This window comes from Rhodoglobus sp. G.S.4 (assembly GCF_056619605.1).
Genome location: NZ_CM152748.1, coordinates 1,375,638 through 1,398,462 on the forward strand (window position 1 = coordinate 1,375,638; position 22,825 = coordinate 1,398,462).

The following is a 22,825-nucleotide window of genomic DNA, read 5'->3' on the forward strand; positions in this document are numbered from 1 at the left end:
GGAGAATCCATGACCGAGACCAGACACCTGCGCGCCCGCTATCGTCGGATACTGCGTTTCGCTGCTCGGTACATGGTTCTCGAATGGTGGTTTGAACTCGTACTCCCCCGGTTCGGTCTCGAACGGATCGCCGCCCGCCGCCGACTTGCACGCGCAGCTCACATCGCCCGAAACTTCCACACCCTCGCCGTCGATTTAGGCGGACTCATGATCAAGGTCGGACAATTTATGTCCTCCCGCCTTGATGTGTTGCCGGCTGAAATCACTCGAGAGCTAGAGGGACTTCAGGATGAAGTGCCAGCGGTCGACTTTGCTTTGATCGTAGACTGCGCTGAGCGCGAACTCGGGCTCCCCCTTGAGCGTGCTTACGCGTTCTTCGACTCAACCCCCATTGCTGCTGCCTCCTTTGGTCAAGTTCATCGCGCGCGCCTGACACCGTCGGAGGCGACGGATGTCGGGTTTAGCGATGTAGTCGTCAAGGTGCAGCGCCCAGGAATCGGCGAAATAATTGAGGTCGACCTCTCGGCCCTTCGGCGTGTTGCGCGGTGGCTGAGTCGTGTGCGCTTTATCTCGCGACGCGTGGATTTGCCAGCGCTTCTCGAAGAATTCGCAATCATTAGTCTGCGCGAGATTGACTACCTCAATGAGGGAAGCAATGCCGAAAGATTCGCAGACAACTTTGCTGATGACCCGCGAGTAGAGGCACCCGTGGTGGTGTGGGAGCGTTCCACGCGACGTATCCTGACGCTCTCTGACGCGACGGCGATCAAAATCAACGACGTGCAGCGACTCGAAGAGGCTGGTATCGACCCAGCCGAAGTCGCCGACGAATTATCGCGTGCGATGTTTGAGCAACTTTTTATGCACCGCTTCTTCCACGCCGACCCGCACCCTGGCAACATATTCGTCACTCCAGCTGACCCAGAACGAGTTGACCAATCTACCCCTGATTGGACGCTCACGTTCATTGACTTTGGCATGATGGGAGAAGTGCCCGAAAACCTCAGCCGCGGACTACAACGACTCATCATTGCCGCGGCCGCGAGAGACGCCCCAGGCCTTGTTGCCAGCGTCCGAGATATGGGCATCCTGCTTCGTACCGCAGAGACTGCGCCTCTCGAACGCGCGATGGGTGAACTATTCGACCGTTTCGGGGGAATGGGATTTAGCGAGCTCCAAAAAGTCGACCCGCAAGAATTCCGGGCCTTTGGAAACGAGTTCAGTGATGTGGTGCGGACAATGCCGTTCCAGCTTCCCGAGAACTTCTTGCTGATCATCCGCTCAGTCTCGGTGACTTCTGGCGTGGCTAGCAACCTGAACTCGAAGTACAACGTCTGGACGGCGATTGAGCCGTTCGCCCAGCGCCTCGCTGTCGATGAAGGTAGCGGAACAATCAAGGAGTTTGCGAAGCAAGCGCTCTCCTCAGCTGGCCTCCTTCTGCGACTGCCTCAGCAGCTGGAGAGCGTTGCGACGCTTATGCAACGTGGTCAACTAGCGGTAGAGACGCCAAGCGTCGACAAACGGTTGCGGGTGGTGGAGCAGCTCGTGCGACGAGTGTTGTCCGCTGTCTTGTTCGCCGGACTACTCATTGGGGGCATCCTGCTGAAGCCAACGGAGCCGAATTTCGGCGTCGTACTCATGATTGTGTCGATCCTGCCCCTCCTGCACGCCGTACTCGGCGGGATATTATCGACTAGACGTCGCTTCTAATCCCCGCGAAGGGATTGCTGGGAGTCACCCGCGAATCTGTGCGATCGGCTATCGTGTTAGAAGGACCCAGTCGAATCTGCTGTTGTCCGCTCTTGTCTAGCCAGGCTACCTCTGGTCTCTAGTCGGCAATGTCGCTGGTATTCAGCCGTGCATATCTCGCACCTAGGCTCCTTAAGCATTCAGTACACTGCGCCCGCGTGTGGCGCCTTTCGCAGGAGAATATTATCGCCATCGCACAATCGCCTCGTCCTAATCGCTACCGCGCCGAACCCTCAGTCATGACGGCTTTGCGCACACCGCGAATCCTTACCCGCGAGGTACTGGCGGGGTTGGTTGTCGCATTAGCTTTGATTCCTGAAGCCATTTCGTTCTCGATCATCGCGGGCGTCGACCCTCGAGTCGGGCTCTTCTCTTCTTTCGTTATGGCCGTGTCGATCGCATTCCTCGGCGGTCGGCCAGCAATGATCACCGCCGCTACGGGAGCGATCGCTTTGGTGATCGCGCCCGTCGCCCGCGAATACGGTATGGACTACTTCATTGCGACGGTAATTCTTGGTGGGCTACTTCAAGTCATCATGGGCGTACTGGGCGTCGCGAAGCTCATGCGGTTTATCCCCCGGAGCGTGATGCTCGGCTTCGTGAACTCCCTCGCAATTTTGATCTTCATGGCGCAGTTGCCCCACCTCATTAATGTGCCGTGGATGGTTTACCCCCTCGTCGGTGTCGGCCTGATCATCATGGTGCTGATGCCGCGCTTCACTAGGGTCATTCCTGCTCCGCTGGTAGCCATCGTCCTGATCACCATCGCCACTGTCACTATGGCGATCGCCGTGCCCAACGTCGGGGATCAGGGCGAGCTCCCTCGCAGTCTTCCTGAGCTGTTCATCCCGAATGTCCCTCTCACGTGGGAGACGCTGCAAATAATCGGCCCGTTTGCCCTCGCGGTGGCGCTTGTTGGGCTCCTTGAGTCGCTGTTGACGGCAAAACTTGTCGACGACATCACAGACACTCACTCTCGCAAAACTCGTGAAGCTTGGGGTCAAGGCGTCGCGAATGTGCTCTCTGGCCTGTTCGGCGGAATGGGCGGATGCGCGATGATCGGTCAAACCATGATCAACGTCAAGGCATCCGGGGCTCGAACCCGCATCTCGACGTTCTTGGCTGGTATCTTCTTGCTCATTCTGGTTGTCGTACTTGGCGACGTCGTTGCCATCATCCCGATGGCTGCACTCGTCGCTGTGATGATCATCGTCGCGGTGTCGACGTTCAACTGGCACAGCGTGCAGATCTCGACTCTCAAGCGCATGCCCCTGAGCGAGACTGTCGTTATGGTTGCGACGGTCGTCGTGGTTGTCGCAACTCACAACCTTGCGGTTGGCGTTCTCGTTGGAGTCATCGTAGCGATGGTGGCCTTTGCTCGTCGCGTTGCTCACTTTGCGACAGTCGAACGCACTTTGCCCGAAGATGAGACGGTTCCTACCGCGTATTACCGTGTGAATGGCGAACTCTTCTTCGCCTCCAGCAACGATCTGACGACGCAGTTCGAGTATTCGGATGACCCTGACCGGGTCATCATCGATATGTCAAACTCCCATATTTGGGACGCCTCCACAGTTGCCGCCCTTGATGCAATCACTACGAAGTACGAGCGCCTCGGAAAGCGCGTTGTACTGATTGGCCTCAATGAAGCCAGTCAGTATATGCACGAGCGTCTTGCGGGAAACCTCGGGGGCGAAGGCTAACTCAGTTTGCGAGAGGCTCCACAGAAATAGTGGAGTGGTGGGTGTTGGCTGTTCCGTACGCCGCCGTGACCAAGATGGGTAGATGATCTGAAGAACCTCGGGTCAGAGTTTCTACACCTTCGATCGTGAAGCCCTGAGACGTGACAAAGTCGAAGTGCCCGCGGAAGAATTTATAATTCGTGTAGGTCATACGGTCGCTGAGAGACAGGTCGTAACCAGTCTTTTTCACCTTCTGGGTGAGGCCATCTTTGAACAGAGGGTAATTGTAATCACCCACCATGAGGATCGGCGCGCCTGAACCGAGCGTCTGCAGTAGTTCGTGAGCGGCCTTTATTTGGTTGCGCCGCAACGAGTTGAGGGCGGTGAGCGGAGCGGCGTGGAACGAAGCAAGCACAAGCTCGTGTCCGGAGTCGCGATCGATGAGTCGCGAACCTACGAGGCGCTCAGGGGTCGGCGTGAAGATTCGGTCATGAAGCGACTTCTTGAGTTCAAACGCTTGGCTCGCAGTTTGCTCGTATCGTCCTCGCCGATAGTAGACGGCAAGTCCCAGCCGGTTGTTTTTGGTTGAGTCGGCAAGGTGCAGGTCACCAATCTCAGTGGGAAGCTCAGATGAAATGACCTCTTGGAGGCACAGGGCATCGAGGTCGGGTGTTTCTGCGAGCTTCGCCAATTCGGCGGCTGCTTTATTTTTGCGGAGGTTGTAGCTAATTACGCGAATCACGAATCCAAATACCTCTTTCTTAAGAGAGAACTAGCCTATGCGCCATGATCTGAAAGTGCGGGAGATTGTCGATTCGACAAGAAACGCACAGGAATCCCTAGGATCAGGATGACAGCCCCAACAGCAATGCCCATGACAGGTAACGTCGCCACCAGCAGGACGCATCCCGCCGCCCCAAGAACATTGATGAGTCGCGGTACACGGCGTTGTGCTGTGGGCTGAGTAAAAGCTGCGACGTTCGCTACACAGTAGTAAAGCAGAACTCCAAACGACGAGAAGGCAATCGCCCCTCGAAGGTCAGCTAGGAGAATCACCACGATGACGATGATCGCAAGGAAAATCTCCGCACGGTGAGGCACGGCGAATCGAGGGTGAACCGCGCCCAGCCACGGTGGCACATCGCTGTTTCGCGCCATGGCAAACGTCGTCCGGCTGATGCCGGCCATCAGAGCCAGTAGTGCGCCGAGTGAAGCAACGCCCGCTGTTAGCGAGATGAGGCCGGATGCCCATCCCCATCCAACCGCGTTGGCTACATCGGCGACCGGTGCTTTCGAGTGAGCTAGCCCATCCACTCCAAGCACAGAGAGCATGACTACTCCGAGAGCAAGGTAGAGAGCTACGGTGATAGCGAGTGCGATCATGATCGCGCGAGGAATTGAGCGTTGGGGCGCCAGAACTTCTTCGCCAAGGGTCGCGATACGGGCGTAGCCAGCGAAGGCAAAGAATAGTATCCCGGCCGACTGGAGTATCCCGTAGACGCTGGTGTCGTCGACAAGTGAAAAGAGCTGAGGGGTGAAGGAGGACGAGCTGATCGTCGCAATGAGAACGCCGATTAGCACCATAATGACGGCGGTGGCCATGACTTTTGTCGCGAGTGCAGTGCGTGTCACCCCGAGTAAATTCACCGCGGTGAGGGACACGACCGCAGCGATGGCAGTGGGCTTTTCCCAACCAGCCGGTGCGATGTAGGCCGCAAACACCAGTGCCATAGCGGCACAACTTGCTGTCTTGCCGATCACAAATGACCAGCCGGCGAAGAACCCCCACCACGGACCGAGCTGTGCCCGGCCGTAGGCATATGTACCTCCGGCTACTGGATGCACGGCGGCAAGTTGCGCGGAGGCCGCGGCGTTGCTCCACGCCACCGCTGCCGCAATTAGCAGGCCGATCACTAGCCCACCACCGGCGGCGTGTGCGGCTGGCACGAATGCGGCGAATACCCCGGCACCTATCATTGAGCCAAGACCAATCATCGTGGCGTCAAATGTGGTCAACCGCCGAGCAAGCGTGGCGTGTGTATTCACAAGATCACCATACTCGTGGCGGAGTTGGGCCAGAGGCGCGCGACATCGATCGTCGGGTGAACAGTGTGCAACGAACTGAGAAACGTTGGGGACTACGTTCTAGTCGACGAAGGAAATTCCATTACTGAGCCTGGTGCGTACGTCGAAAAGCTCATTGCCGCCAAGATGTCGGGTACCGGAAATTTCAGGACCGGTGCGCAGTAAGTGTGCGAGAACGCTCTGACGCACCACGATTGCTGGTTGTCCTCGAACGATTCCAAGAGACGCCTGCGGTTGAGCGAGGGCTTGATCGGGAACGACTATCACGAAACAGGTGAATGCGACGTTCAGCTGACGACTCAGCGCCTTCGCTCGAGAGGACAACTCGTGCATGGGTTTCTCTGGCTGGACAGCGGGTCCGATTAGCTCGCCGCGGCGAACCTTTACCGGTCCGCCAAAGTCTTCGGAGAGCATCGCGAATAGTCCGGTGGGCCCGAGAACGACGTGATCAATCTTGCGGTCGGGGGCTCCCGTCGCGACGTCATGCCACACGGTGAATCCGATTCCGAGAGTGCTAATCGTACGAGCAGTTGCCTCTTCGGCGAGGGCATCCGCGAGTGTTCGACGTAGTTCGCGCGGTGCTCCTCTGACGAGAGCCGGATCGTAAGGATCATCGAGGCTGACTCCCCGGCCAACCCACTCGCGCATGCCGTCAAGAAAACGCTCCCGTCGCCATCCGCCTGGATGCCCGTAGGCCCGAGCCTTCGGGCGAGAGCTTTCGCGCGAGTTTGTGCTCGTGCCGGCGGCGTACGACGGACGAGAAGATTGGGGTGAAGTCGAGCGGGAAGAGAAGACGGCATCGTAGCCGCGCCGTTTCTCCGGAGTTCCCACGCGTTCCCACGCACGCTGAACGGCGGCAAACTTCTCAGGATTTCCCCCAGTATCGGGGTGAGTCTGCCGAAGCGCACGACGAAAAGCCTTCTTAAGCTCAGCGTCACTAGCCGAGGCCTCAACACCAAGCACCTCGTAGGCACTCGCTGACAAGGGGCTATCGGGCATGGACTCGCTTTCGCTGGGTGGCTGACGCAGTTTCGGGTGAATCCCCCACATTACCGAACCTCGCTGGTAACACACGGGATGTCGTAGGCGAGTGCCCAGCCTGCGGGCGTAGCGTTATCAGTGTGACTGATCTTCGCGACATCCCTCTGACCACTATTGATGGCTCCACAACCTCGCTCGCTGATTTTCGCGACAAGGTGGTTCTCATCGTCAACGTAGCTTCGCGTTGCGGCCTCGCACCGCAATACGAGCAGCTCGAACAACTACAAAAGACCTATGGCGAGCGTGGATTCGCAGTCTTGGGTTTTCCGAGCAACCAGTTTTTGCAAGAACTCGGGAGTGAAGACGCGATTAAAGAATATTGCTCCATGACGTGGGGTGTGACTTTTCCCATGTTCGAGAAAGTGAAGCTCAACGGCAAGTCTGCTCACCCGCTCTACGCGGAGCTCAAGAAGACTCCTGATAGTGCAGGCAAGGCCGGTCGCGTCGCGTGGAACTTCGAGAAGTTCTTGGTCACTCCCGACAATGAAGTGCAGCGCTTTCGTCCGACGGTGGTTCCGGATGACCCCGCTATCGTCGGTGCAATTGAAGCAGCACTCCCCGCATAGGGTAGATCGATGACTACCCAATTTGTGCATGAAGCTGACTCGAACCGCTACGTGATGAACGTCGATGGCGCGCTCGTCGCTGTCGCAGACTATCGGTCACAGGGGAGCTCGATTTCGTTCAACCATACCTACACTCAGCCCGCCCATCGCGGCAAAGGGTATGCGGCACAATTGGTCAAATTCGCCATGGACGACGTTGAATCGAATTCATCGAAACGAGTTCTGCCGATGTGCTGGTATATCGCCGAGTGGTTCGATGCCAATCCGACTCGTGCAGAACTTCTCTCTCGCTAGTTCCCGCTACTTCTGCCGCGACGATTCTTCTGTCTCGACGTTACAGTGGTGCCCAGTTCACGGCAGCAATAACAATCACAGATACGAGCCCGACTAGGGCGATCGCGAGAAAACACGCGGCGATTAATCTGAGGCGGAGTTTTCGGGTGCGCACGAGGAATCGTGCAATGAGCATCCCCGCATAGAGCGCGGAAATCACCGCAATCGTCGCGAACGCTAATCCAGATGGCGGCAGCGTTGCCAGTGCCGAAAGCATCGCGATAGTGATCGCCGCAAAGAGGGCACCGACGATGAGCCAGCTCGTTCCCGAATTAGTGGTCAGGGCCGGCTGGTTTCTCATTCGAGATGGATCGTCGCTCATGGGCAAAAAATACGCCCCTTAGCTGGGCGCTGCGTCACAATTGTGGAGCTACTTTTGGCGCTGCAACTGAACAAGAAGCTCGGGACCGTGGTCATCCACTAGTTTGCCGCCCCATCGAACACCAATGATGAGCAACCCCGTGCCGAGCCCTACTCCGATACCGAGGGCAAGCCATCCGAGTAGCGGTTGATCTGTTGCGATGCCGAGCAGAGCCAGAATCATTTCAGGAAGCGTCAAAACCGTCAAAGCGGTCCATGAGGCCAACATGGACAGCATTAACGTGAATCCGCCACCTGGGCGTGACTTGAATGGATTATCACCGGGGGCCGGAACGGAGAATGCGAAGCGACCTGATACGAGCGATGACAGCGCAAGTCCGGTCAGAAGCAGCCCGAGCGCGATGCCGAGAAGGCCAGGAAGTCTCTCCCAGCTGTTGCTGACCCAGACGCTTGCTACGGTCAGAAAAATGGTGACCGGTATGGCAAACGTTGATACCGCCAACACCCTTCCCCAACGATCAGCGCGACCGCTGACGCCAGTTTGGAGGTGGAGGCTGAAAGCAGTGTTGTCGTATGAGACATCCGTATAAATGGACATCCCGAGCAGCACCGCGACAATGGGCCCAACAAAGAGCAATCCCGTGAGATCGCCGCTCGCTCCGCTATAGAAAAACACGAGCGCTGGCACAAGCGGAACGCTTATCAGGGACTGGGTGTAGCGCGGATCGCGAATCCAGTACGTCAACGCCCGTGCAGCGACAGCACCGCTTGCCGTACCAGGAAATACTCTGAACCACCCGAGACCTCGCCGAGTTGCTGTACTGGTCGTCGAGTGGCCAGGGCGTTCAAGAGCACGGTCGAGTGCCCAGCGCCAGACGAACACGGAAACTGCGAGAGTGGCCATTCCCATGAGGGCATGGAGAACGGCATAGCCATAGCTGCCGAGCGCGAGATCGCCAGGTACCGCCCAGATGGCACCAAGGGGTGTCCACGCTACGACTCCAGCGATGGCGGGAAAGATCCCGGAGAAATCGCGCAATAGCGAAGAAATACCCAGTATCGCCGGGCCAAGCAAGATCAATGGGATCAAAACCAAGATTGTCTTCGCTTCGCGAGCACGACGCCCACTGGAGATGCGCACTGTCAGAGCTGCGAGCATCCGTGACCCAATGATGCAGGTGGAAGCCCCGACCGCGCCGCAGATAACAGCGACAACGCCGATCAGCGGAGTTTGCCACCAAATGAGTCCCGTCGAGAAAGTCACGAGAGTCGTGATCACTCCGGGAACTCCCAACAAACCACTGATCGCGAGAGCAAGCACGAGGGTATTTGTTTGGATGGGAAATACAGCGAGCTTCGAGGGCTCAACAGTCTCATCGATGCCAGAACTCAACAGCGGAAGCACGGTCCACCCGAGTAGAAGCACAGCGCCACCAAGCACACTGACCGTGCGACCGACCTCGACCGGGGCAAAACTCAGGGTGAAAAGGCCAACGATGGCAAGCGCAAGTAGAAACAGGGCGTAGAGGGTGCCGAGGATGACGGCAACGGCCTGCCACGGGCTTCGACTGAGGCTGTTGATTAACAGCCGAAACCGAAGCCTTACGAGATGCGCAACCACTCGGGGCCCTTTCCGTGGCGTCTTCCACCGACGAGTTCCACGAACCGGTCTTCCAGCGTCGAATCTCCCCGGACTTCGTCGGTAGTTCCCGAAGCGAGAACACGGCCATCAGCGATTACCGCGACGTGATCGCACATGCGTTGCACGAGGTCCATGGCATGACTCGACACGATGACAGTTCCGCCAGACTCAACGAATCCGTGCAAAATATCGCGGATGTTGGCCCCGGACACTGGATCGACGGACTCAAATGGTTCGTCAAGAACGAGCACTTGCGGCGCATGAATGAGCGCACAGGCTAGGGCAATCTTCTTAGTCATTCCAGCGGAGTAATCGACGACAAGAGTTCCGCCGGCAGCCTCGAGATCGAAGAGCTCAAGAAGATCGGCGGCACGCTCCGCAACGACTGCCCGCTCCATGCCGCTGAGAAGCCCTGAGTAGGTGACGAGTTGCAGCCCGGTGAGTCTGTCGAAAAGTCGTACTCCATCGCTCAGAACGCCAAGGCGCCTCTTTGACTCCACCAGGTTGGTCCAGACGTCAAGGCCATTAACCGACACTGTGCCAGAGTCAGGCCGGAGGAGCCCAGTTGCCATCGAAAGGGTTGTTGTCTTACCGGCACCGTTTGGGCCGACAAGTCCAAAAAAAGAGCCGCTGGGAACAACCAGATCAACAGCGCCAACAGCGAGCTTCTCGCCGAAGCGCTTGGTCAGACCGGTGATTTCGAGGGCAGGCAAAAGAGTTTTGGCATCGGGCACGGCACTAGCCTAAAACCGAATGGTGCTCATTGTGCGTCTGACACCAGAATCTGCGGTGATGCGCAGCTACTAGAGTCGAATAGTTCGGTGCCAACGACACCGTGCACGCACCGATGAAAGGTTGTTATGACGATTACTGCCGCTGCCGATGGCTCAGCACTGGGCAATCCCGGACCAGCAGGGTGGGCCTGGTACGTCGACGAGAGCACGTGGGCGGCCGGTGGCTGGGATCATGCAACGAACAATCAAGGCGAGCTCATGGCCGTGCTTCAGCTATTTCGCGCAACCACGCATGTCGATGATGACCTTCTGATCTTGTGCGACAGCCAATACGTGATCAACTCGGTCACTAAATGGATGCCTGGTTGGAAGAAAAAGGGCTGGCGCAAGAGCGATGGCAAACCCGTCATGAATGTCGACCTTCTTAAGCAGATCGATGACGCCATCGTCGGGCGACGGTACCGGTTCGAATGGGTTCGCGGTCATGTGGGGCATCCGCTCAATGAAGCTGCTGACGTTCGGGCGCGCGGTGCAGCTGAAGCATTCCAACGCCGCAGCGAGTGCCCAGTAGGCCCGGGATACCCTGGTGCTGCTGCTAGCGATGCTTCGCTCGGCAGTTCTCTTTCAGACGAGATCTCCCCACTGTTCTAGGCGCACGCTAAACAACACTGGAGGACCAGCTCATGCCCGATTTTCTGATTGCCGGTGGTGCCGCCCTCGTCTCGGGTTCCATGCTCGTTGTCGGCGCCCTCGTATCGTGGTTCATCAAGGTACCCGCATCCGTCACAGCGGGCATCATGGCTTTTGGAGCAGGGGTGCTTCTCTCCACGCTCGCCTACGAAATAGTTCAAGAAGCCAATGATGGCGGCGGCGTCAGTGCAACAGTCACGGGCTGTCTCGCTGGCGCGATTCTCTACGTAATTGCTGACAGTGTGCTCGCACGATTCGGTGCGCAACACCGAAAACGCTCCTCGACCCTTCAATCGTCGGAGAGCGAAAAACAGGGAAGTGGCACAGCCATAGCCATCGGCGCACTATTTGACGGCATCCCCGAATCTCTCGTTCTTGGGCTGAGTGTTGTTGCAACGGGAGGCGTGAGCATGTCACTCCTCGTGGCCTTCGGGCTCTCGAATGTTCCAGAAGGGCTCTCTGCTTCCGCTGGAATGAAACAGTCGGGGCGCTCAGCTCGCTATGTCTTCGGCGTGTGGGGCGGTATCGCCGTCGCGAGCGGAATTGCGGCGATGATTGGCACTTTCGCTCTCGCAACCGCGAGCCCGTCCACAATAGCGTTTGTGACGACTATCGCCGCCGGGGCCATCCTCGCAATGCTCTCGAACACCATGATCCCTGAAGCTTTTGCGCGCGACAGAGCAATCACTGGCCTGATTGTCACGGTAGGTTTTTTGACTTCGTTCGCGCTTCACGAACTCGGGTAGCCCAGACTCGTTTTACTCTGGCGAGAAGAACGCCGAAATTGCCTTACTCAATGCCAGTGGATCTGCGACCCCGCACATCTCGCGAGCCGAATGCATCGACAGCAGCGGAAGTCCGACGTCGATCGTGCGGATTCCTAGACGGGTCGCGGTAATGGGCCCGATGGTCGATCCGCAGGGCATGTCATTATTTGAGACAAATTCTTGGTACTCGACACCAGCCTGACGGCAAGCGCGCGCCCACTCCGCTGCGCCAACACCATCAGTCGCGTAGCGCTGGTTCGCGTTGATCTTCAACAGCGGTCCCCCGCCAAGTCGTGGCCGATTAGCAGGATCGTGCCGCTCGGGATAGTTGGGGTGTGCGGCGTGACCCGCGTCAGACGAAAGGCACCATGATTCGGCGACGGCTCGCATCCGATCAGTATCGGAACCACCAAGTCCGCCACCGATTCGAGCAAGAAGATCGGCGAGGAAAGGCCCACCGGCACCTGAACGTGTTGCTGACCCAACCTCTTCGTGATCAAACGCGACAAATACGGGAATGTGATCAAGCTTGGTTGACAGCGCAACGAGTGCAACGAGACCGGCGTGAACCGACGACAAATTGTCGAGTCGCCCAGAAGCAAACAGCTTTTCATCAAGGCCGAAAACTGCGGGAGTTGCTGTATCGGCAACGACAATGTCGTAGCCGTCGATATCAGCGGCGGAGCGCTTTGTTGACTCGGTTGAGAGAAGCGATGCGAGGTGCTCAAGCAGGTCGGCGTCACCCAACTCCCCCAAGCCAAGTACGGGGTTCATGTGCATCTGACGCTTCAGAGTTAAGCCGTCGTTGACCTTGCGGTCCAGATGTACGGCGAGCTGCGGAAAACGCAGCAACGGACCCGTGCGTACCAGCTCGGAGGTTCCATCACTGAAAATGATTCGTCCGGCCAACTCGAGCTCACGGTCAAGCCAAGAATTGAGCAACGGGCCGCCATAAATCTCCACCCCGGCCTGGAGCATTCCCTCATTGCCTGTGGTGGGCTTCGGCTTGAGCTTGAAGCTTGGGGAATCCGTGTGCGCTCCGAGGATGCGGAAAGGAGTCGTCGCGGTGGCCTTCGTCGGCTGAATCCACGCTGCAATCGCGCCATCGCGAATCACGAAGTACTTTGCCGCTTTGCGAGTTCGGGCGCCATTCCAGTCGTCCGCCTCGTGAAGTTCGCTAAAGCCAGCAGCGCGTAGTCGTCGAGCGGCTTCCGCCACGGCGTGAAAAGACGATGGGGATGCGGATACAAAGCGTGCGAGATCGTTTACGTGATCGAGAGCGGCAGTCATGGCTCAATTCTCGCACTGTTAGATGAGCGTCCGTCTCGCAGCGCTACGAATCAAGGTGCATTAGAACCAGATACTCAACCACGGTGTAGTCGGTGAATGGAAAGTACGTTCAATAGTCGCACCGGCGCCTGAAGTGAGCTCGCGCATCCGGCCACTGGCAACGAGGGATTCGGCCGTCACTCCCCCGAGATACAGCGAACTGAGTTCGTTCACTGAGAGCTCGACGGCAGCGGTATTTGCAGGAAGTTCGTCCAAATGGGACACCTGTGGGGTTCCCTCGTCATCCGTTTCAAGGAGGAAGCGCCCGTTAGCGAAACCGAGCGTATCCGAGACATCAAAGGCGATGCGCGAGGAGCTGGTATATTGCCGCGCAGTGAGCGAGGCAGGAACATCGAGGATGCGCAACCACAAGTGGTCGATGGGAGTCGCTGTGACAGCCCGCATGTCGGAGAGGTGCCAGAGGAGCGGTTCAGCGACGGAACGGAGTTCGGATTTAACTTCGCGCACCAAGTCGACCTCGAGAACGTAGCGCCACAGGGCCTCGTAGGCTTCGGCAGTCTCCGAGAGAAGATAATCGACTGTGAGCGAATGATTGGTGATATCAAGCCCACCACCACTCACTCGATAAACAACAAAGCCGCGAGGAGTTCCGCCGTCATCGTCGAACCTCACGACACGAGTTTTCTTGGTGTACTCCTCGTCGCCAGGAGCTAGACCAGCGATTTGCTCCCATCGCAAAGGCCACACCCCTATTTGGCCGGGAGTCGCAAGACGAATGCGATCAAAAATGTTGGGTGCATCGTTGCTGAATTCAGACGGCGAGACCGGCTGCAACTTGCCACGACGCTCCGAGGATCTGAACGTTGCGCGGGTGGAGTCAATAGTGAGATCTGCGGCAAACACTGCAGGTCCGAAGCCGAATCTCCCGTAGATAGTGGACTCCGAGACGGTGAGCATAGCCATCGGCAGCCCCATGCTCGCTGCGGAACGCAACTCGCCTTCGAGCAGCGATCTGGCGACGCCTCGGCGCCGGTGAGTTGGGGACACCGTAACCGAACTGATTGCCCACGCATCAATGCTGCGACCGCCAGGAACTGTCAGTTGTTCAGTCCATGAGCTGGTAGTTGCCACCGGGACCTCTGGCGAAATCAGGCTGTCATCCCACACACCAACAGTGCGCCGGTAGGTCACTCCCTCAAAGTTGGAGTCGACCTGTTCTTGAGACATGACCGGACCATGAAAACCTCGAGAGTCCGCCTGAAACCAGGCAGCAAAAGCCTCCCGATTGGAGGAGTCAACTAGACCGTAACGCAGGCCGCGACTGGCGAGCGAAGCTGCTGAAGTCTCATCAACGGGGTGCGTAGAAAAGTCATTCGTCATGCACCAACGCTACCGCGTACCCTACTGAATGAACCATGGCGGGTAGACCGCCACTTTGGTCGCGAAGGATGCAGAATCGAGCAGTTGCTTCACACGATCTCGAGCGCGGTCACTAGCTACACCAACAAGCTGCACTTCGTCGAAGGCAAATGAACCATGAATCAGAACTTCAGCATCCTCCGTGAGTTCGTCGGCGCGCAAATTCCCCAGCATTCGCGTCTTGGTTTCTTCATCAGCGGCAAACCGAGTGAGCGATGCAGAAGCGTCACCATCGGCAAGCACCGCGTCATCACCGAGAGCACGAATGGTTGTTACCAAAAAAACGAAATCTGTCGATGATGCTGCACGTGCGGCATCCGACCACCGTGGCTCCATTGCGCCATCCCGCAGCTCACGCCATGCACTTGACTCAGGTACGAGGCTGAATGGCACGTAACGGTCGACCGACTCCCCCGTGCTAAGCGAGGCTGTGCTGCGAAGTTCACGAGTAAGAGGCGAACTGATGTCTAAGATCGGAGTTTCGATTTGAGCTGCAGCAACCAGTTGTCCCGTACGAAGAATATTTTCGAGATTGCTGATGTGCGTGACGTGATAGGCCCGCTGATCGGCCAGGACCGGGAGCTTATTGCTTGACGCTCGTGGCGCACCAGGTACGCGTTTGGTACGCGATGACGTTGTTGCCCGCGTCACTGGCTTGGCAGGGGCAGCCTTGGGGAAGCAGGAATCGCACAATTGATTCTCGAAGCCGTGGATGCACTCGGTGCCACTCATTGGGTCCTTTCTCGGAGTTCAGAAATGACCTCCGTTCCCAAGGTACGGCAATTATCGTCGCTGTATTGCCGACGCTGCTCGCATGGCCAACTCCCGGAGTAGTGATTCGTGGCTCGAATCGAACGTGCGGGGTCCAGTATCGAAGATGCAGACAGCGCCTACAACATCGCCGTTAGGTGCCGAAATCGGGTAGCTGGCATAGAACCGGATACGCGGCCCCCTCAGAACCCAGGGGTGATCGGAGAACCGAGGATCCTTGAGAGTGTCTTGCAATACGACGAGACCTTGGGCGACAAATGCCGCGCTGCAGAAGTCCCCTGCTTCGTCACGCCGCATGTCGCCAACACCTGAGGTGGAGGTGAACCAGAACGTTTCTTGATCGTGAAACGTAACCGCAGCGCCCGTAGTGTTAAACATGACTCGAGCGGACTGAGTGATCGTCTCAAGCGAGTTCGACACCGACCCAATTGAGAGTGCGGAATCGTCGAATGCTGGACGATCGGTATTCGACGACCAATTTGAGGGCTGAACGGCGCCATCTGCGAGTCGAGCAGCAATTACTGGAGCCAGCTCGTGCGCCCAGTGCGCGTAGGTGTGGCTTGCAAACGGAATGCTAGCGGAATCCGACGGTGGAGTTGCGGGAACAAATGTGATGCCCGCTCGCGCCGCACAGAGCTGTTCAATTATGGCGTTGAGCTTGGCGATATTCATATTGACAATGCGGAGCAGCATGGCGGGCAGCGTAAGCAACTCGTCGGCGGGTGCAATCCCCACGATGAAACTGTGAAGTGCACCTCCCCCGCTGTCTTTGATAGCGTCGAGCAGCGCTGACACGTCTCGCCGCCACACAAAGAGCGAGCGCATCCGTATGGTGTCTGCTCCTCCCAAGGTCAGCACAAGTGCATCAAATTTCTCTAGACGCGCCCAGCCAATGATGACACGGATGTCTGCAGCGGACATGGAAGGGTCGGAGACGATGTCGACGCTGCACCCGCGTTTGGTGAGTGCGGAAAGTTCACGGGCGAGGTGACCGCCGAGGCCCAGCTCGTGCGTAGCAACTCCGAATCCAGCTGACTTTCCCGGACCAAGCAGCAGCACGCGGTCGGGATCCGGGCCAACTGCTTCAGCGCGCGGGTCATCTGTGGGCACCACAAGGGTCCGCCAACTCTGCGGAATTAGCGCAAGACAAAGCTTGACTAAAGGCCACGCCAATAGCGCAGCATAGCTACGAAACAATCGATCCCCACCCGAACGTCCAGACACGGACGCACTCAAGCTACAAAGTATAGACCTGAATACTTTTCAGAACTAGCAGAATGAGGAAAACTGATGATTATTTACGAGCGGCCTTCGCAGAGCGTTCGGCCTTGATCCGTGCATTCTCTTCGTTGACCGCGGCGTGAACCGATCGCTCCTCAACGAGCCATTGCGGCATTTCGACGAGAAGCGATTTGATCTCTGAAGTTGTCATCACGTCGGGCGCTCCTGCGCGGGCGAGTCCCGATGTCGAAACCCCGAGTTTTTGAGCAACAACCTGTCGAGGATGGGGCCCTTCGCGGCGCAATTGTGCTAACCATTCCGGAGGTGATTCGAGCAGCGCTGCAAGTTCTTCGCGACTAATTTCGGAGTCACGGAACTCTTCTGGGGTTGCTGGCAGATAAATACCGAGCTTTTTGGCGGCTGTCGCGGGCTTCATGGTCTGAACTGGCACGCCCCAAGACTAACCTGAACCCATGCCTTCGTCATTCACTGTTGCCTTCGTTCTCGGTGCGACCCCGGGCAAATGGGCACGCGTCTGGAATGAGCGTCTCGTCGATGTCGCTCTGAATCTTGTAGCAAGCGAGCAAGAAGAGGCATTGGCCATGCTGCACAGCGGCGCCGCCGACGTCGCCCTCCTGCGTCTACCTATCGATTTAGATTTCGATGGCGATCGTCCGCTAGCCGCAATCCCGCTCTACACAGAACGTGCCGTCGTGGTTGTCCCTAAGGAACACGCACTGGCTAAGTCGGAGTCGGTCAATCGTTCCGAACTTAGCGCTGAGAATGAGTTATCTGGTGGCTGGTCAGAGGCAACAGAACTTGTTGCTGCCAATGTGGGAGTGGCCATTATGCCGCAGTCGGTAGCACGAGCACTGATGCGCCGGGATGTCGTGGCAAAGCTACTCGACGACGGGCCAGAGTGGCAGGTCGCCGTTGCGTGGCGCGACGGTTCGGTTGATCCGCACGTTGAAGAATTCATCGGCATCGTTCGCGGACGCACTGCACGGAGTTCACGGGGAACAGCGAAGGCTTCAGAGTCTGCTGACGCAACGGCGGAAGCTAGCCAGGACAAAACGGCAACAAAGAAACAGCAACGTCCTAGTCAGGCGAGCCCTCGCGTCAAATACCCGCGAGCGAACGTACGACGTCCGGCTCGTCCGGGCAAGCGTCAGAACAAGAAACGCTAGCGGGCCGACCGCGACATACGGAGCCGCCAGCTCGTGCGCGTGATCGTTTAGCTACTCTTTCACTCCTGGACCGTCGAGCGCCCCGGCAATTTCGGGAGCGATCGCGTCAGCCCAAGTTCGATAATTTTGCCGGCCCTCTATAGCTTCCGCATCTTCAGGCTCTGGCGCGAAATCGATCCGGTAGACACGTTGTCGTTGTTCAACGAGTAGACGAATTTGTTCATTGTATTCAGATGTCAGCGTCAAGAGACGGCGCTGGTAAGCGGCGGTAAAGGTCGACATCTTTGGCGCAGTGCAATCCAAAACAAAGACTTGCGTACGCGATGTGGTGTTGGCAAGGACCGAGTCGACCAGCTCGCCGATGCGTCGACCCCACGTTCGTGCGGGGCGAAAAGAGAGAAGGTCGAAAGTTCCGAACGACAGTACTACGGCATCCGTTTCGCTGAGTGTTTGAGGCGTGAGGAGTGACTGTGCTGCTTTAGGGGACAGCCTGGCGCCGGCGATTGTCGCCACTTGAGTGCCGCGACCCGTGATGGCGGCGAGCGAGCGAGCGAGCGAACCCCCGAGGGCGAGCTCATGAGATGCAACCCCGTAGCCGACAACGACGCCCGAACCGCACAGGAGAATATTCCGAGAATTGGGTCCGTCAACTACCACGGGCGGACCAGCTTCAGGCACAGGAAGACCTCGCCACGAATGTGGTGAGGTATATAACCACACAAGCATGAATGACTTCATCACGATATGTCCTAGCGTGGCGAACATCTCTTGTTCTCCGTTTCGGGTATATCGGAGCGCATCGCTCAGGTGGTTGCGATGTAAATGTCCCAGCGGGAGGGGCAGTCTAATTATGCGGATATAACATCGTTATGAGCCGCTAACCATACCTCCGCGGCTCAAAGGACCGCGCTCCCCGCTCCTAACGTGTGCTGATGCTTGCGAATTTTCGCACCGCAAGCGGAATGAAAATCGCCAACATCAGTACAATTCCGATGAGGACTGTGATCACTGGATGTTGTTGCGACCACACCTCGGACTGCGCAGAGCCCACAGGGGTATTGCCGAACAACTCACGAGCTGCTTGCACTAAGGCCGATACGGGGTTGAGTTCCGCAAATGCGCGCAACGGCCCTGGCAGAGTTTCTGCGGGAACAAACGCATTTGAGATGAAGGTGAGCGGAAAGAGCACCAAGAAAGAAACATTGTTGATCACCTCGGGGCTGCGAACGCTCATTCCGATGAACGCCATTACCCACGACAACGCATAGGCAAAGAGCAAGAGCAGCGCGATCGCAGCGAGAGCCTCAAATGGGCTTGAGTTGATTCGCCAACCCACAATGAGTCCTGTGGCCATCATCACGACCATCGAAATTGAGTTAATGAGGAGATCGCCATTTGTGCGACCAACCAGCACAGCCGATGAGCTCATGGGTAATGTGCGAAAACGGTCAATAATCCCGTCTTTCAGGTCTTGGGCCATAGCCGAACCAGAGTAGGTGGAACCAAAAACCACTGTCTGGGCGAAAATACCCGCCATGATGAACTCGGCGTACGTGCTGCCGGGAATATCGATCACGCCGGCGTAGACATAGGTAAATAGCAGTACGAACATGATCGGCTGCAGGGTCGTAAAGACCAAGATGTCAGGGACACGTTTGATCTTGATGAGGTTGCGGCGAGTGGTGATCCATCCATCGTTGAGCCATGCGGCGACCGGCGAAGATGTGGTGGGGTACGGTGTTTTTTCGCGAACCGTAGCGGTCATTGCTGTGCCTTCTTTGCTGAAGTTGCTTTCTGCGTTGCGGATGAGGAAGTCGAGTCTGTTGGCTCAGCATCATCCGTGCTCGCCGTGTGGCCGGTGAGTTTCAAGAACACATCGTCGAGAGTCGGCCTGCGCATTCCTGCGTCATAAAGTTGGATGCCCTGGCTGGCGAACTCACTGAGAATACGTTGCAGTGCGGCAGGGGCGTCTTCTGCGTTAACCGTGAGTCCACGACCATCGAGGTTCACAACAGGTTCGGTTGTGCCAAATCGGGTGAGGATTTCGATGGCGGCAGCTGAATCATCCGTCGAAACAAGACTCACTTCAACGCGTTGGCCACCGATTGAAGCTTTGAGTTCGTCTGAGGTTCCCTTCGCAATGACCTTGCCATCGTCGATCACCGAGATACTGTCAGCGAGCTGGTCAGCCTCTTCGAGATACTGGGTGGTGAGGAGAACGGTTGTGCCCTCCCCCACTAGCGACGTGATGATCTCCCACATGCCGATACGGCTGCGCGGGTCAAGGCCGGTCGTCGGTTCGTCGAGGAAGAGCACCGGCGGTCGCATGACGAGGGCGCCAGCGAGGTCGATGCGTCGCCGCATGCCGCCAGAGAATCCCTTAACCGGACGATTTTGCGCTTCTGTGAGGTCAAAGAGGTCAATGAGTTCACGAGCCCGTTCGCGAGACTGTTGTGCGCCCAAATGGTAAAGGCGGCCAACCATATCGAGGTTTTCAAAGCCCGTGAGATTTTCGTCGACGGCCGCGTACTGCCCGGACACCCCAATCATTGGGCGAATACGTTCTGGTGAAGCGATCGCATCAATTCCATTGATTGTCGCGGTGCCCGAATCGGGGCGGATAAGCGTTGTGAGCACTTTTACTGTTGTCGTTTTTCCTGCACCATTCGGGCCGAGAAGGGCGGTAACTGTTCCCTGAGGAACGACAAGATCGAGACCGTCGAGCGCATGAACCGGCGCGGCCCCTTTGGGCGTGTAGGTCTTTCTGAGGTCAACTGCTTCGATGAAAGTCACGAAGCAAAGGTAGATGATGCGTGCGACATCGTAAAGACACGCCGGTAGATGTCGTACGCAATTGACACACTCGAACATATGTTCGAATATGAACAGGTGTCCCCTGTCTCCGCTCAAGCTTTTTCAGCAACCGCTGAAGCGCGATCGAGTGTGCAAAGCGGGAGGTCTATCGCAGCCAGCTCGGCTTCAGAACGGGTAGCCGAACTGCAATCCCGCATCGCCCAGATGCAGTCGCGCACACTAAATACCCAACTGATCCCCACCCACCCTGCTATCGGCAAACTTTTACCCGGTGGTGGTTTGCAACAGGGCAGCGTTTATTCGATAGATAAATCAACCATGTTGCTGATGGCATTGCTCGCGCCACCGTCTGCGGCAGGGTCTTGGTGTGCAGTCATTGGGGTTCCTGAGTTTGGCATCGAAGCAGCCGCACGCTTCGGGGTCGATCTTGAACGGTTGGTGTTGGTTCCGCATCCGGGTGACCAATGGTTGGCCGTTACTGCGGCGATCGCAGATGTCGTTGATGTTGTTGTGGCTCGACCCCCTGCTCGAGCTTCTGATTCTGCTGTCGCACGGTTGGCTTCACGGCTTCGGCAGCGCAAATCTACGCTGCTCATGATGGGGTCGTGGCCGCAAAGCGAAGCAATGGTGTCGTTGGGCGAAAGTCGATGGCATGGCATTGGTGCGGGTTATGGGCACTTGGCTGCTCGCGAGGTAACCGTCACTGTCACAAGCAAGAGTGCTGCACGTCCCCGCAGTGCGCGATTGTGGTTACCCGATTCGGCAGAAACTATTCGGTCCTATAACGACCACGAGTTGGCCAAACCTGAACTGACAGTCCTGCCTGAACTGACAGTCCTGCCGCAAATTTCGGCGCTGCCGCATCGGGTGTCAGCATGACCGCCACACCGCTTCCTTTGGCTCAGCGCTCCGCTAATCCTCTTTCTCTCCCCCGCGTTCTTGTGCTGTGGTGTCCTGATTGGCCAGTGGTTGCTGCCAGACAACACGAAAAGTTGCCGACGGATGCTCCGCTCGTGCTCACTGAGAAGGGTCTCGTTTTTGCCGCTTCTGCTTCTGCGCGGGCTGAGGGGATCAGCCGGGGGTTGAGGTTGCGAGAAGCGCAGTCGAAGTTTCCTGGGCTTATCGATCGCGCCTACGATCCTGCGCTCGATAGTCGTGCATTCGAACCTGTGATTGCTGGCGTTGAAGAGCTAATTCCTGGCGTACAACTACTTCGACCGGGCATGTGTGCTGTGAGGGTGCGTGGTGCCGCCCAGTATTACGGTGGCGAAAAGGCTGCAGCACTCACCGTCATTGATCGAGTTAATGAGATTGTTGCGTCCGATGCACGAGTGGGTATTGCTGATGCCCTCTTCACTGCGGTGCATGCTGCACGCAGCACTGTGGGGGCAGATCCGCATTCTCGCTCCGGTCAGGCGCGACTCATTCCTCTCGGAGAGTCTGCAAACTTTCTGGCACCACTACCCATCGCGGTGCTTGAAGAGCCCCCGATCGCCACTCTTCTCCTGAAATTGGGTATCTCTACTCTTGGCGGCTTTGCCCAGCTTGAGCACAGCGATGTTCGTATTCGTTTTGGAGAACTCGGCGCTCGATTGCATTCCCTTGCTGGTGGTCGTGACCCCCAGGCATTTATTGCCCGCACGCCTCCTCTCGATCTTGATGTTGTTATCGATTTTGAGCCAGCACTCGACAGGGTCGACCAAGTGGCCTTCGGCATTCGCAGTCTGGCTGATGATTTCATTGCGGCACTGGTGAATGCCCAATTAGTTGCCACCGCGATTCGTGTCGAGCTTGATTCCGAATCTGGCGAAATTGCCGAACGTGTGTGGCTGCATCCGCGGTCATTCACTGCAAGCGATGTTGTTGATCGTGTCCGTTGGCAGGTGCAAGGCTCCGGTCTTATTGATGCAGGTTTGAGTTCGGGTATCAGTCGTGTGCGCATTGTGCCCGAAACGGTGGATGCGATTGGCAACCACGAAACAGGATTGTGGGGTTCTGGGCTTGAGCCGCGCATCCATCACGGACTCTCTCGAGTGCAGAGCATGCTCGGGCATGGGGCTGTGCTCATGCCAACTCTGCAGGGTGGGCGAACGCTTCAGTCGCGGCAGCAATTTACCGCTTGGGGCGATCGCAGCATTGATGAAAGATCTGCGCATCGGCCGTGGCCAGGGGCGCTGCCTGCTCCCCTACCGGGAACAGTTTTTTCATCGCGTCATGCTGTGCATGTTTTTGCTCACGATGGCAGTCCAGTTTCCGTGGATGAGCGAGGTCAGGTTGCTGCGGCCCCCGCACGTTTTGCGACCAGCGATTCGCGCTCGCGCACGCTAACGGCGTGGGCAGGGCCGTGGCCTCTCGCTGAACGCTGGTGGGAGGCGGGGGCCTCAGGAAATGCTTGGCGTTTTCAAGCCGTCGATGACACCGGATGTGCGTGGTTGCTTGTGCTCGACGATGGCGGCTGGTGGGCCGAAGCGAGGTACGACTAATGCACGTGTGGTTGATGAACGTTCCGCGGG

22 protein-coding genes and 1 pseudogene are annotated in these 22,825 nt (G+C 57.4%); 9 read left to right on the forward strand and 14 right to left on the reverse strand.

What is annotated here, in order from left to right; genetic code table 11:
* Positions 1–9 precede the first annotated feature (9 nt).
* Together AC061P_RS06700 and AC061P_RS06705 are read left to right on the forward strand one after the other, a co-directional pair.
* Positions 10–1,710, forward strand: a complete 1,701-nt coding sequence (locus AC061P_RS06700; protein ID WP_480392130.1) for an ABC1 kinase family protein — start codon at positions 10–12, stop codon at positions 1,708–1,710.
* Between the two features lie 278 nt (positions 1,711–1,988).
* The gene (locus tag AC061P_RS06705) at positions 1,989–3,452 is read left to right on the forward strand and encodes a SulP family inorganic anion transporter (protein WP_480392131.1); all 1,464 of its coding nucleotides are present in this window, start codon (positions 1,989–1,991) and stop codon (positions 3,450–3,452) included.
* Position 3,453: 1 nt separating this feature from the next.
* Here AC061P_RS06705 and AC061P_RS06710 read toward each other — a convergent pair whose 3' ends face one another.
* The 3 genes from AC061P_RS06710 to AC061P_RS06720 form a co-directional block, all read right to left on the reverse strand.
* The gene (locus tag AC061P_RS06710) at positions 3,454–4,170 is read right to left on the reverse strand and encodes an endonuclease/exonuclease/phosphatase family protein (protein ID WP_480392167.1); all 717 of its coding nucleotides are present in this window, start codon (positions 4,168–4,170) and stop codon (positions 3,454–3,456) included.
* 38 nt (positions 4,171–4,208) lie between these two features.
* Positions 4,209–5,477 carry an APC family permease gene (locus AC061P_RS06715; RefSeq protein WP_480392132.1) on the reverse strand — a complete coding sequence of 423 codons (1,269 nt, stop codon included), beginning with the start codon at positions 5,475–5,477 and terminating at the stop codon, positions 4,209–4,211.
* A gap of 99 nt (positions 5,478–5,576) precedes the next feature.
* Complete coding sequence (locus AC061P_RS06720) at positions 5,577–6,515, reverse strand: J domain-containing protein (protein WP_480392133.1); 939 nt, start codon at positions 6,513–6,515, stop codon at positions 5,577–5,579.
* A gap of 122 nt (positions 6,516–6,637) precedes the next feature.
* Here AC061P_RS06720 and AC061P_RS06725 point away from each other — a divergent pair, with 122 nt between their 5' ends.
* Together AC061P_RS06725 and AC061P_RS06730 are read left to right on the forward strand one after the other, a co-directional pair.
* On the forward strand, positions 6,638–7,123 hold the full coding sequence (locus AC061P_RS06725; RefSeq protein WP_480392134.1) for a glutathione peroxidase: 486 nt from the start codon (positions 6,638–6,640) through the stop codon (positions 7,121–7,123).
* Positions 7,124–7,132: 9 nt separating this feature from the next.
* Entirely contained in the window at positions 7,133–7,417 is a 285-nt protein-coding gene (locus tag AC061P_RS06730) for a GNAT family N-acetyltransferase (RefSeq protein WP_480392135.1), read from the forward strand.
* Positions 7,418–7,457: 40 nt separating this feature from the next.
* Here AC061P_RS06730 and AC061P_RS06735 read toward each other — a convergent pair whose 3' ends face one another.
* Genes AC061P_RS06735 through AC061P_RS06745 form a run of 3 tightly spaced genes read right to left on the reverse strand, consistent with a single transcriptional unit; the run spans position 7,458 to position 10,153 of the window.
* The gene (locus tag AC061P_RS06735) at positions 7,458–7,778 is read right to left on the reverse strand and encodes a hypothetical protein (protein ID WP_480392136.1); all 321 of its coding nucleotides are present in this window, start codon (positions 7,776–7,778) and stop codon (positions 7,458–7,460) included.
* Between the two features lie 48 nt (positions 7,779–7,826).
* Positions 7,827–9,398 (reverse strand): transporter, encoded by a 1,572-nt coding sequence (locus AC061P_RS06740; protein WP_480392137.1) that lies wholly within the window; start codon positions 9,396–9,398, stop codon positions 7,827–7,829.
* A complete protein-coding gene (locus tag AC061P_RS06745) occupies positions 9,380–10,153 on the reverse strand; it encodes an ABC transporter ATP-binding protein (protein ID WP_480392138.1) in 774 nt (257 codons plus the stop codon). The genes AC061P_RS06740 and AC061P_RS06745 overlap by 19 nt, the downstream gene beginning before the upstream one ends.
* A gap of 126 nt (positions 10,154–10,279) precedes the next feature.
* Here AC061P_RS06745 and AC061P_RS06750 point away from each other — a divergent pair.
* A pseudogene (locus AC061P_RS06750) lies at positions 10,280–10,744 on the forward strand (RNase H family protein); the annotation flags it as partial.
* A 92-nt stretch (positions 10,745–10,836) separates the two neighbouring features.
* Positions 10,837–11,589: a ZIP family metal transporter gene (locus AC061P_RS06755; protein WP_480392139.1), complete on the forward strand. Its 753-nt coding sequence runs from the start codon at positions 10,837–10,839 to the stop codon at positions 11,587–11,589.
* Positions 11,590–11,601: 12 nt separating this feature from the next.
* Here the strand turns inward: AC061P_RS06755 and AC061P_RS06760 are convergent, their stop codons facing one another.
* The 5 genes from AC061P_RS06760 to AC061P_RS06780 form a co-directional block, all read right to left on the reverse strand.
* Complete coding sequence (locus AC061P_RS06760) at positions 11,602–12,900, reverse strand: M18 family aminopeptidase (protein WP_449646642.1); 1,299 nt, start codon at positions 12,898–12,900, stop codon at positions 11,602–11,604.
* 60 nt (positions 12,901–12,960) lie between these two features.
* Positions 12,961–14,280 (reverse strand): GNAT family N-acetyltransferase, encoded by a 1,320-nt coding sequence (locus AC061P_RS06765; RefSeq protein ID WP_449646643.1) that lies wholly within the window; start codon positions 14,278–14,280, stop codon positions 12,961–12,963.
* A 21-nt stretch (positions 14,281–14,301) separates the two neighbouring features.
* On the reverse strand, positions 14,302–15,051 hold the full coding sequence (locus AC061P_RS06770) for a DarT ssDNA thymidine ADP-ribosyltransferase family protein (RefSeq protein WP_449646644.1): 750 nt from the start codon (positions 15,049–15,051) through the stop codon (positions 14,302–14,304).
* A 51-nt stretch (positions 15,052–15,102) separates the two neighbouring features.
* A complete protein-coding gene (locus AC061P_RS06775) occupies positions 15,103–16,200 on the reverse strand; it encodes a GAF domain-containing protein (protein ID WP_480392140.1) in 1,098 nt (365 codons plus the stop codon).
* Positions 16,201–16,384: 184 nt separating this feature from the next.
* Positions 16,385–16,747 carry a DUF5997 family protein gene (locus tag AC061P_RS06780; protein ID WP_449648173.1) on the reverse strand — a complete coding sequence of 121 codons (363 nt, stop codon included), beginning with the start codon at positions 16,745–16,747 and terminating at the stop codon, positions 16,385–16,387.
* A 37-nt stretch (positions 16,748–16,784) separates the two neighbouring features.
* Here AC061P_RS06780 and AC061P_RS06785 point away from each other — a divergent pair, with 37 nt between their 5' ends.
* Entirely contained in the window at positions 16,785–17,498 is a 714-nt protein-coding gene (locus AC061P_RS06785) for a LysR substrate-binding domain-containing protein (protein ID WP_449646646.1), read from the forward strand.
* Positions 17,499–17,549: 51 nt separating this feature from the next.
* Here the strand turns inward: AC061P_RS06785 and AC061P_RS06790 are convergent, their stop codons facing one another.
* The 3 genes from AC061P_RS06790 to AC061P_RS06800 all read right to left on the reverse strand — a co-directional run bounded on the left by AC061P_RS06790 (position 17,550) and on the right by AC061P_RS06800 (position 20,291).
* The gene (locus AC061P_RS06790) at positions 17,550–18,236 is read right to left on the reverse strand and encodes a GDSL-type esterase/lipase family protein (RefSeq protein ID WP_480392168.1); all 687 of its coding nucleotides are present in this window, start codon (positions 18,234–18,236) and stop codon (positions 17,550–17,552) included.
* Between the two features lie 181 nt (positions 18,237–18,417).
* Complete coding sequence (locus tag AC061P_RS06795; protein ID WP_449646647.1) at positions 18,418–19,263, reverse strand: ABC transporter permease; 846 nt, start codon at positions 19,261–19,263, stop codon at positions 18,418–18,420.
* Positions 19,260–20,291 (reverse strand): ATP-binding cassette domain-containing protein, encoded by a 1,032-nt coding sequence (locus tag AC061P_RS06800; protein ID WP_449646648.1) that lies wholly within the window; start codon positions 20,289–20,291, stop codon positions 19,260–19,262. Before AC061P_RS06800 ends, AC061P_RS06795 begins: the two co-directional genes overlap by 4 nt.
* Before the next feature lie 78 nt (positions 20,292–20,369).
* Between AC061P_RS06800 and AC061P_RS06805 the strand changes: the two genes are divergently transcribed.
* Both AC061P_RS06805 and AC061P_RS06810 read left to right on the forward strand, forming a co-directional pair.
* Positions 20,370–21,191 (forward strand): hypothetical protein, encoded by an 822-nt coding sequence (locus tag AC061P_RS06805; RefSeq protein ID WP_449646649.1) that lies wholly within the window; start codon positions 20,370–20,372, stop codon positions 21,189–21,191.
* Positions 21,188–22,795: a DNA polymerase Y family protein gene (locus AC061P_RS06810; RefSeq protein WP_449646650.1), complete on the forward strand. Its 1,608-nt coding sequence runs from the start codon at positions 21,188–21,190 to the stop codon at positions 22,793–22,795. The genes AC061P_RS06805 and AC061P_RS06810 overlap by 4 nt, the downstream gene beginning before the upstream one ends.
* The last annotated feature ends 30 nt before the right edge of the window (positions 22,796–22,825 follow it).

Coding starts and splice junctions, on each gene's coding strand:
- AC061P_RS06780 (WP_449648173.1), bottom strand. CDS start 16,747: ATGAAGCCCGCGACAGCCGCCAAAAAGCTCGGTATTTATCTGCCAGCA.
- AC061P_RS06790 (WP_480392168.1), bottom strand. CDS start 18,236: ATGAAGTCATTCATGCTTGTGTGGTTATATACCTCACCACATTCGTGG.
- AC061P_RS06755 (WP_480392139.1), top strand. CDS start 10,837: ATGCCCGATTTTCTGATTGCCGGTGGTGCCGCCCTCGTCTCGGGTTCC.
- AC061P_RS06765 (WP_449646643.1), bottom strand. CDS start 14,280: ATGACGAATGACTTTTCTACGCACCCCGTTGATGAGACTTCAGCAGCT.
- AC061P_RS06805 (WP_449646649.1), top strand. CDS start 20,370: ATGTTCGAATATGAACAGGTGTCCCCTGTCTCCGCTCAAGCTTTTTCA.
- AC061P_RS06770 (WP_449646644.1), bottom strand. CDS start 15,051: ATGAGTGGCACCGAGTGCATCCACGGCTTCGAGAATCAATTGTGCGAT.
- AC061P_RS06795 (WP_449646647.1), bottom strand. CDS start 19,263: ATGACCGCTACGGTTCGCGAAAAAACACCGTACCCCACCACATCTTCG.
- AC061P_RS06810 (WP_449646650.1), top strand. CDS start 21,188: ATGACCGCCACACCGCTTCCTTTGGCTCAGCGCTCCGCTAATCCTCTT.
- AC061P_RS06785 (WP_449646646.1), top strand. CDS start 16,785: ATGCCTTCGTCATTCACTGTTGCCTTCGTTCTCGGTGCGACCCCGGGC.
- AC061P_RS06735 (WP_480392136.1), bottom strand. CDS start 7,778: ATGAGCGACGATCCATCTCGAATGAGAAACCAGCCGGCCCTGACCACT.
- AC061P_RS06730 (WP_480392135.1), top strand. CDS start 7,133: ATGACTACCCAATTTGTGCATGAAGCTGACTCGAACCGCTACGTGATG.
- AC061P_RS06760 (WP_449646642.1), bottom strand. CDS start 12,900: ATGACTGCCGCTCTCGATCACGTAAACGATCTCGCACGCTTTGTATCC.
- AC061P_RS06700 (WP_480392130.1), top strand. CDS start 10: ATGACCGAGACCAGACACCTGCGCGCCCGCTATCGTCGGATACTGCGT.
- AC061P_RS06705 (WP_480392131.1), top strand. CDS start 1,989: ATGACGGCTTTGCGCACACCGCGAATCCTTACCCGCGAGGTACTGGCG.
- AC061P_RS06720 (WP_480392133.1), bottom strand. CDS start 6,515: ATGCCCGATAGCCCCTTGTCAGCGAGTGCCTACGAGGTGCTTGGTGTT.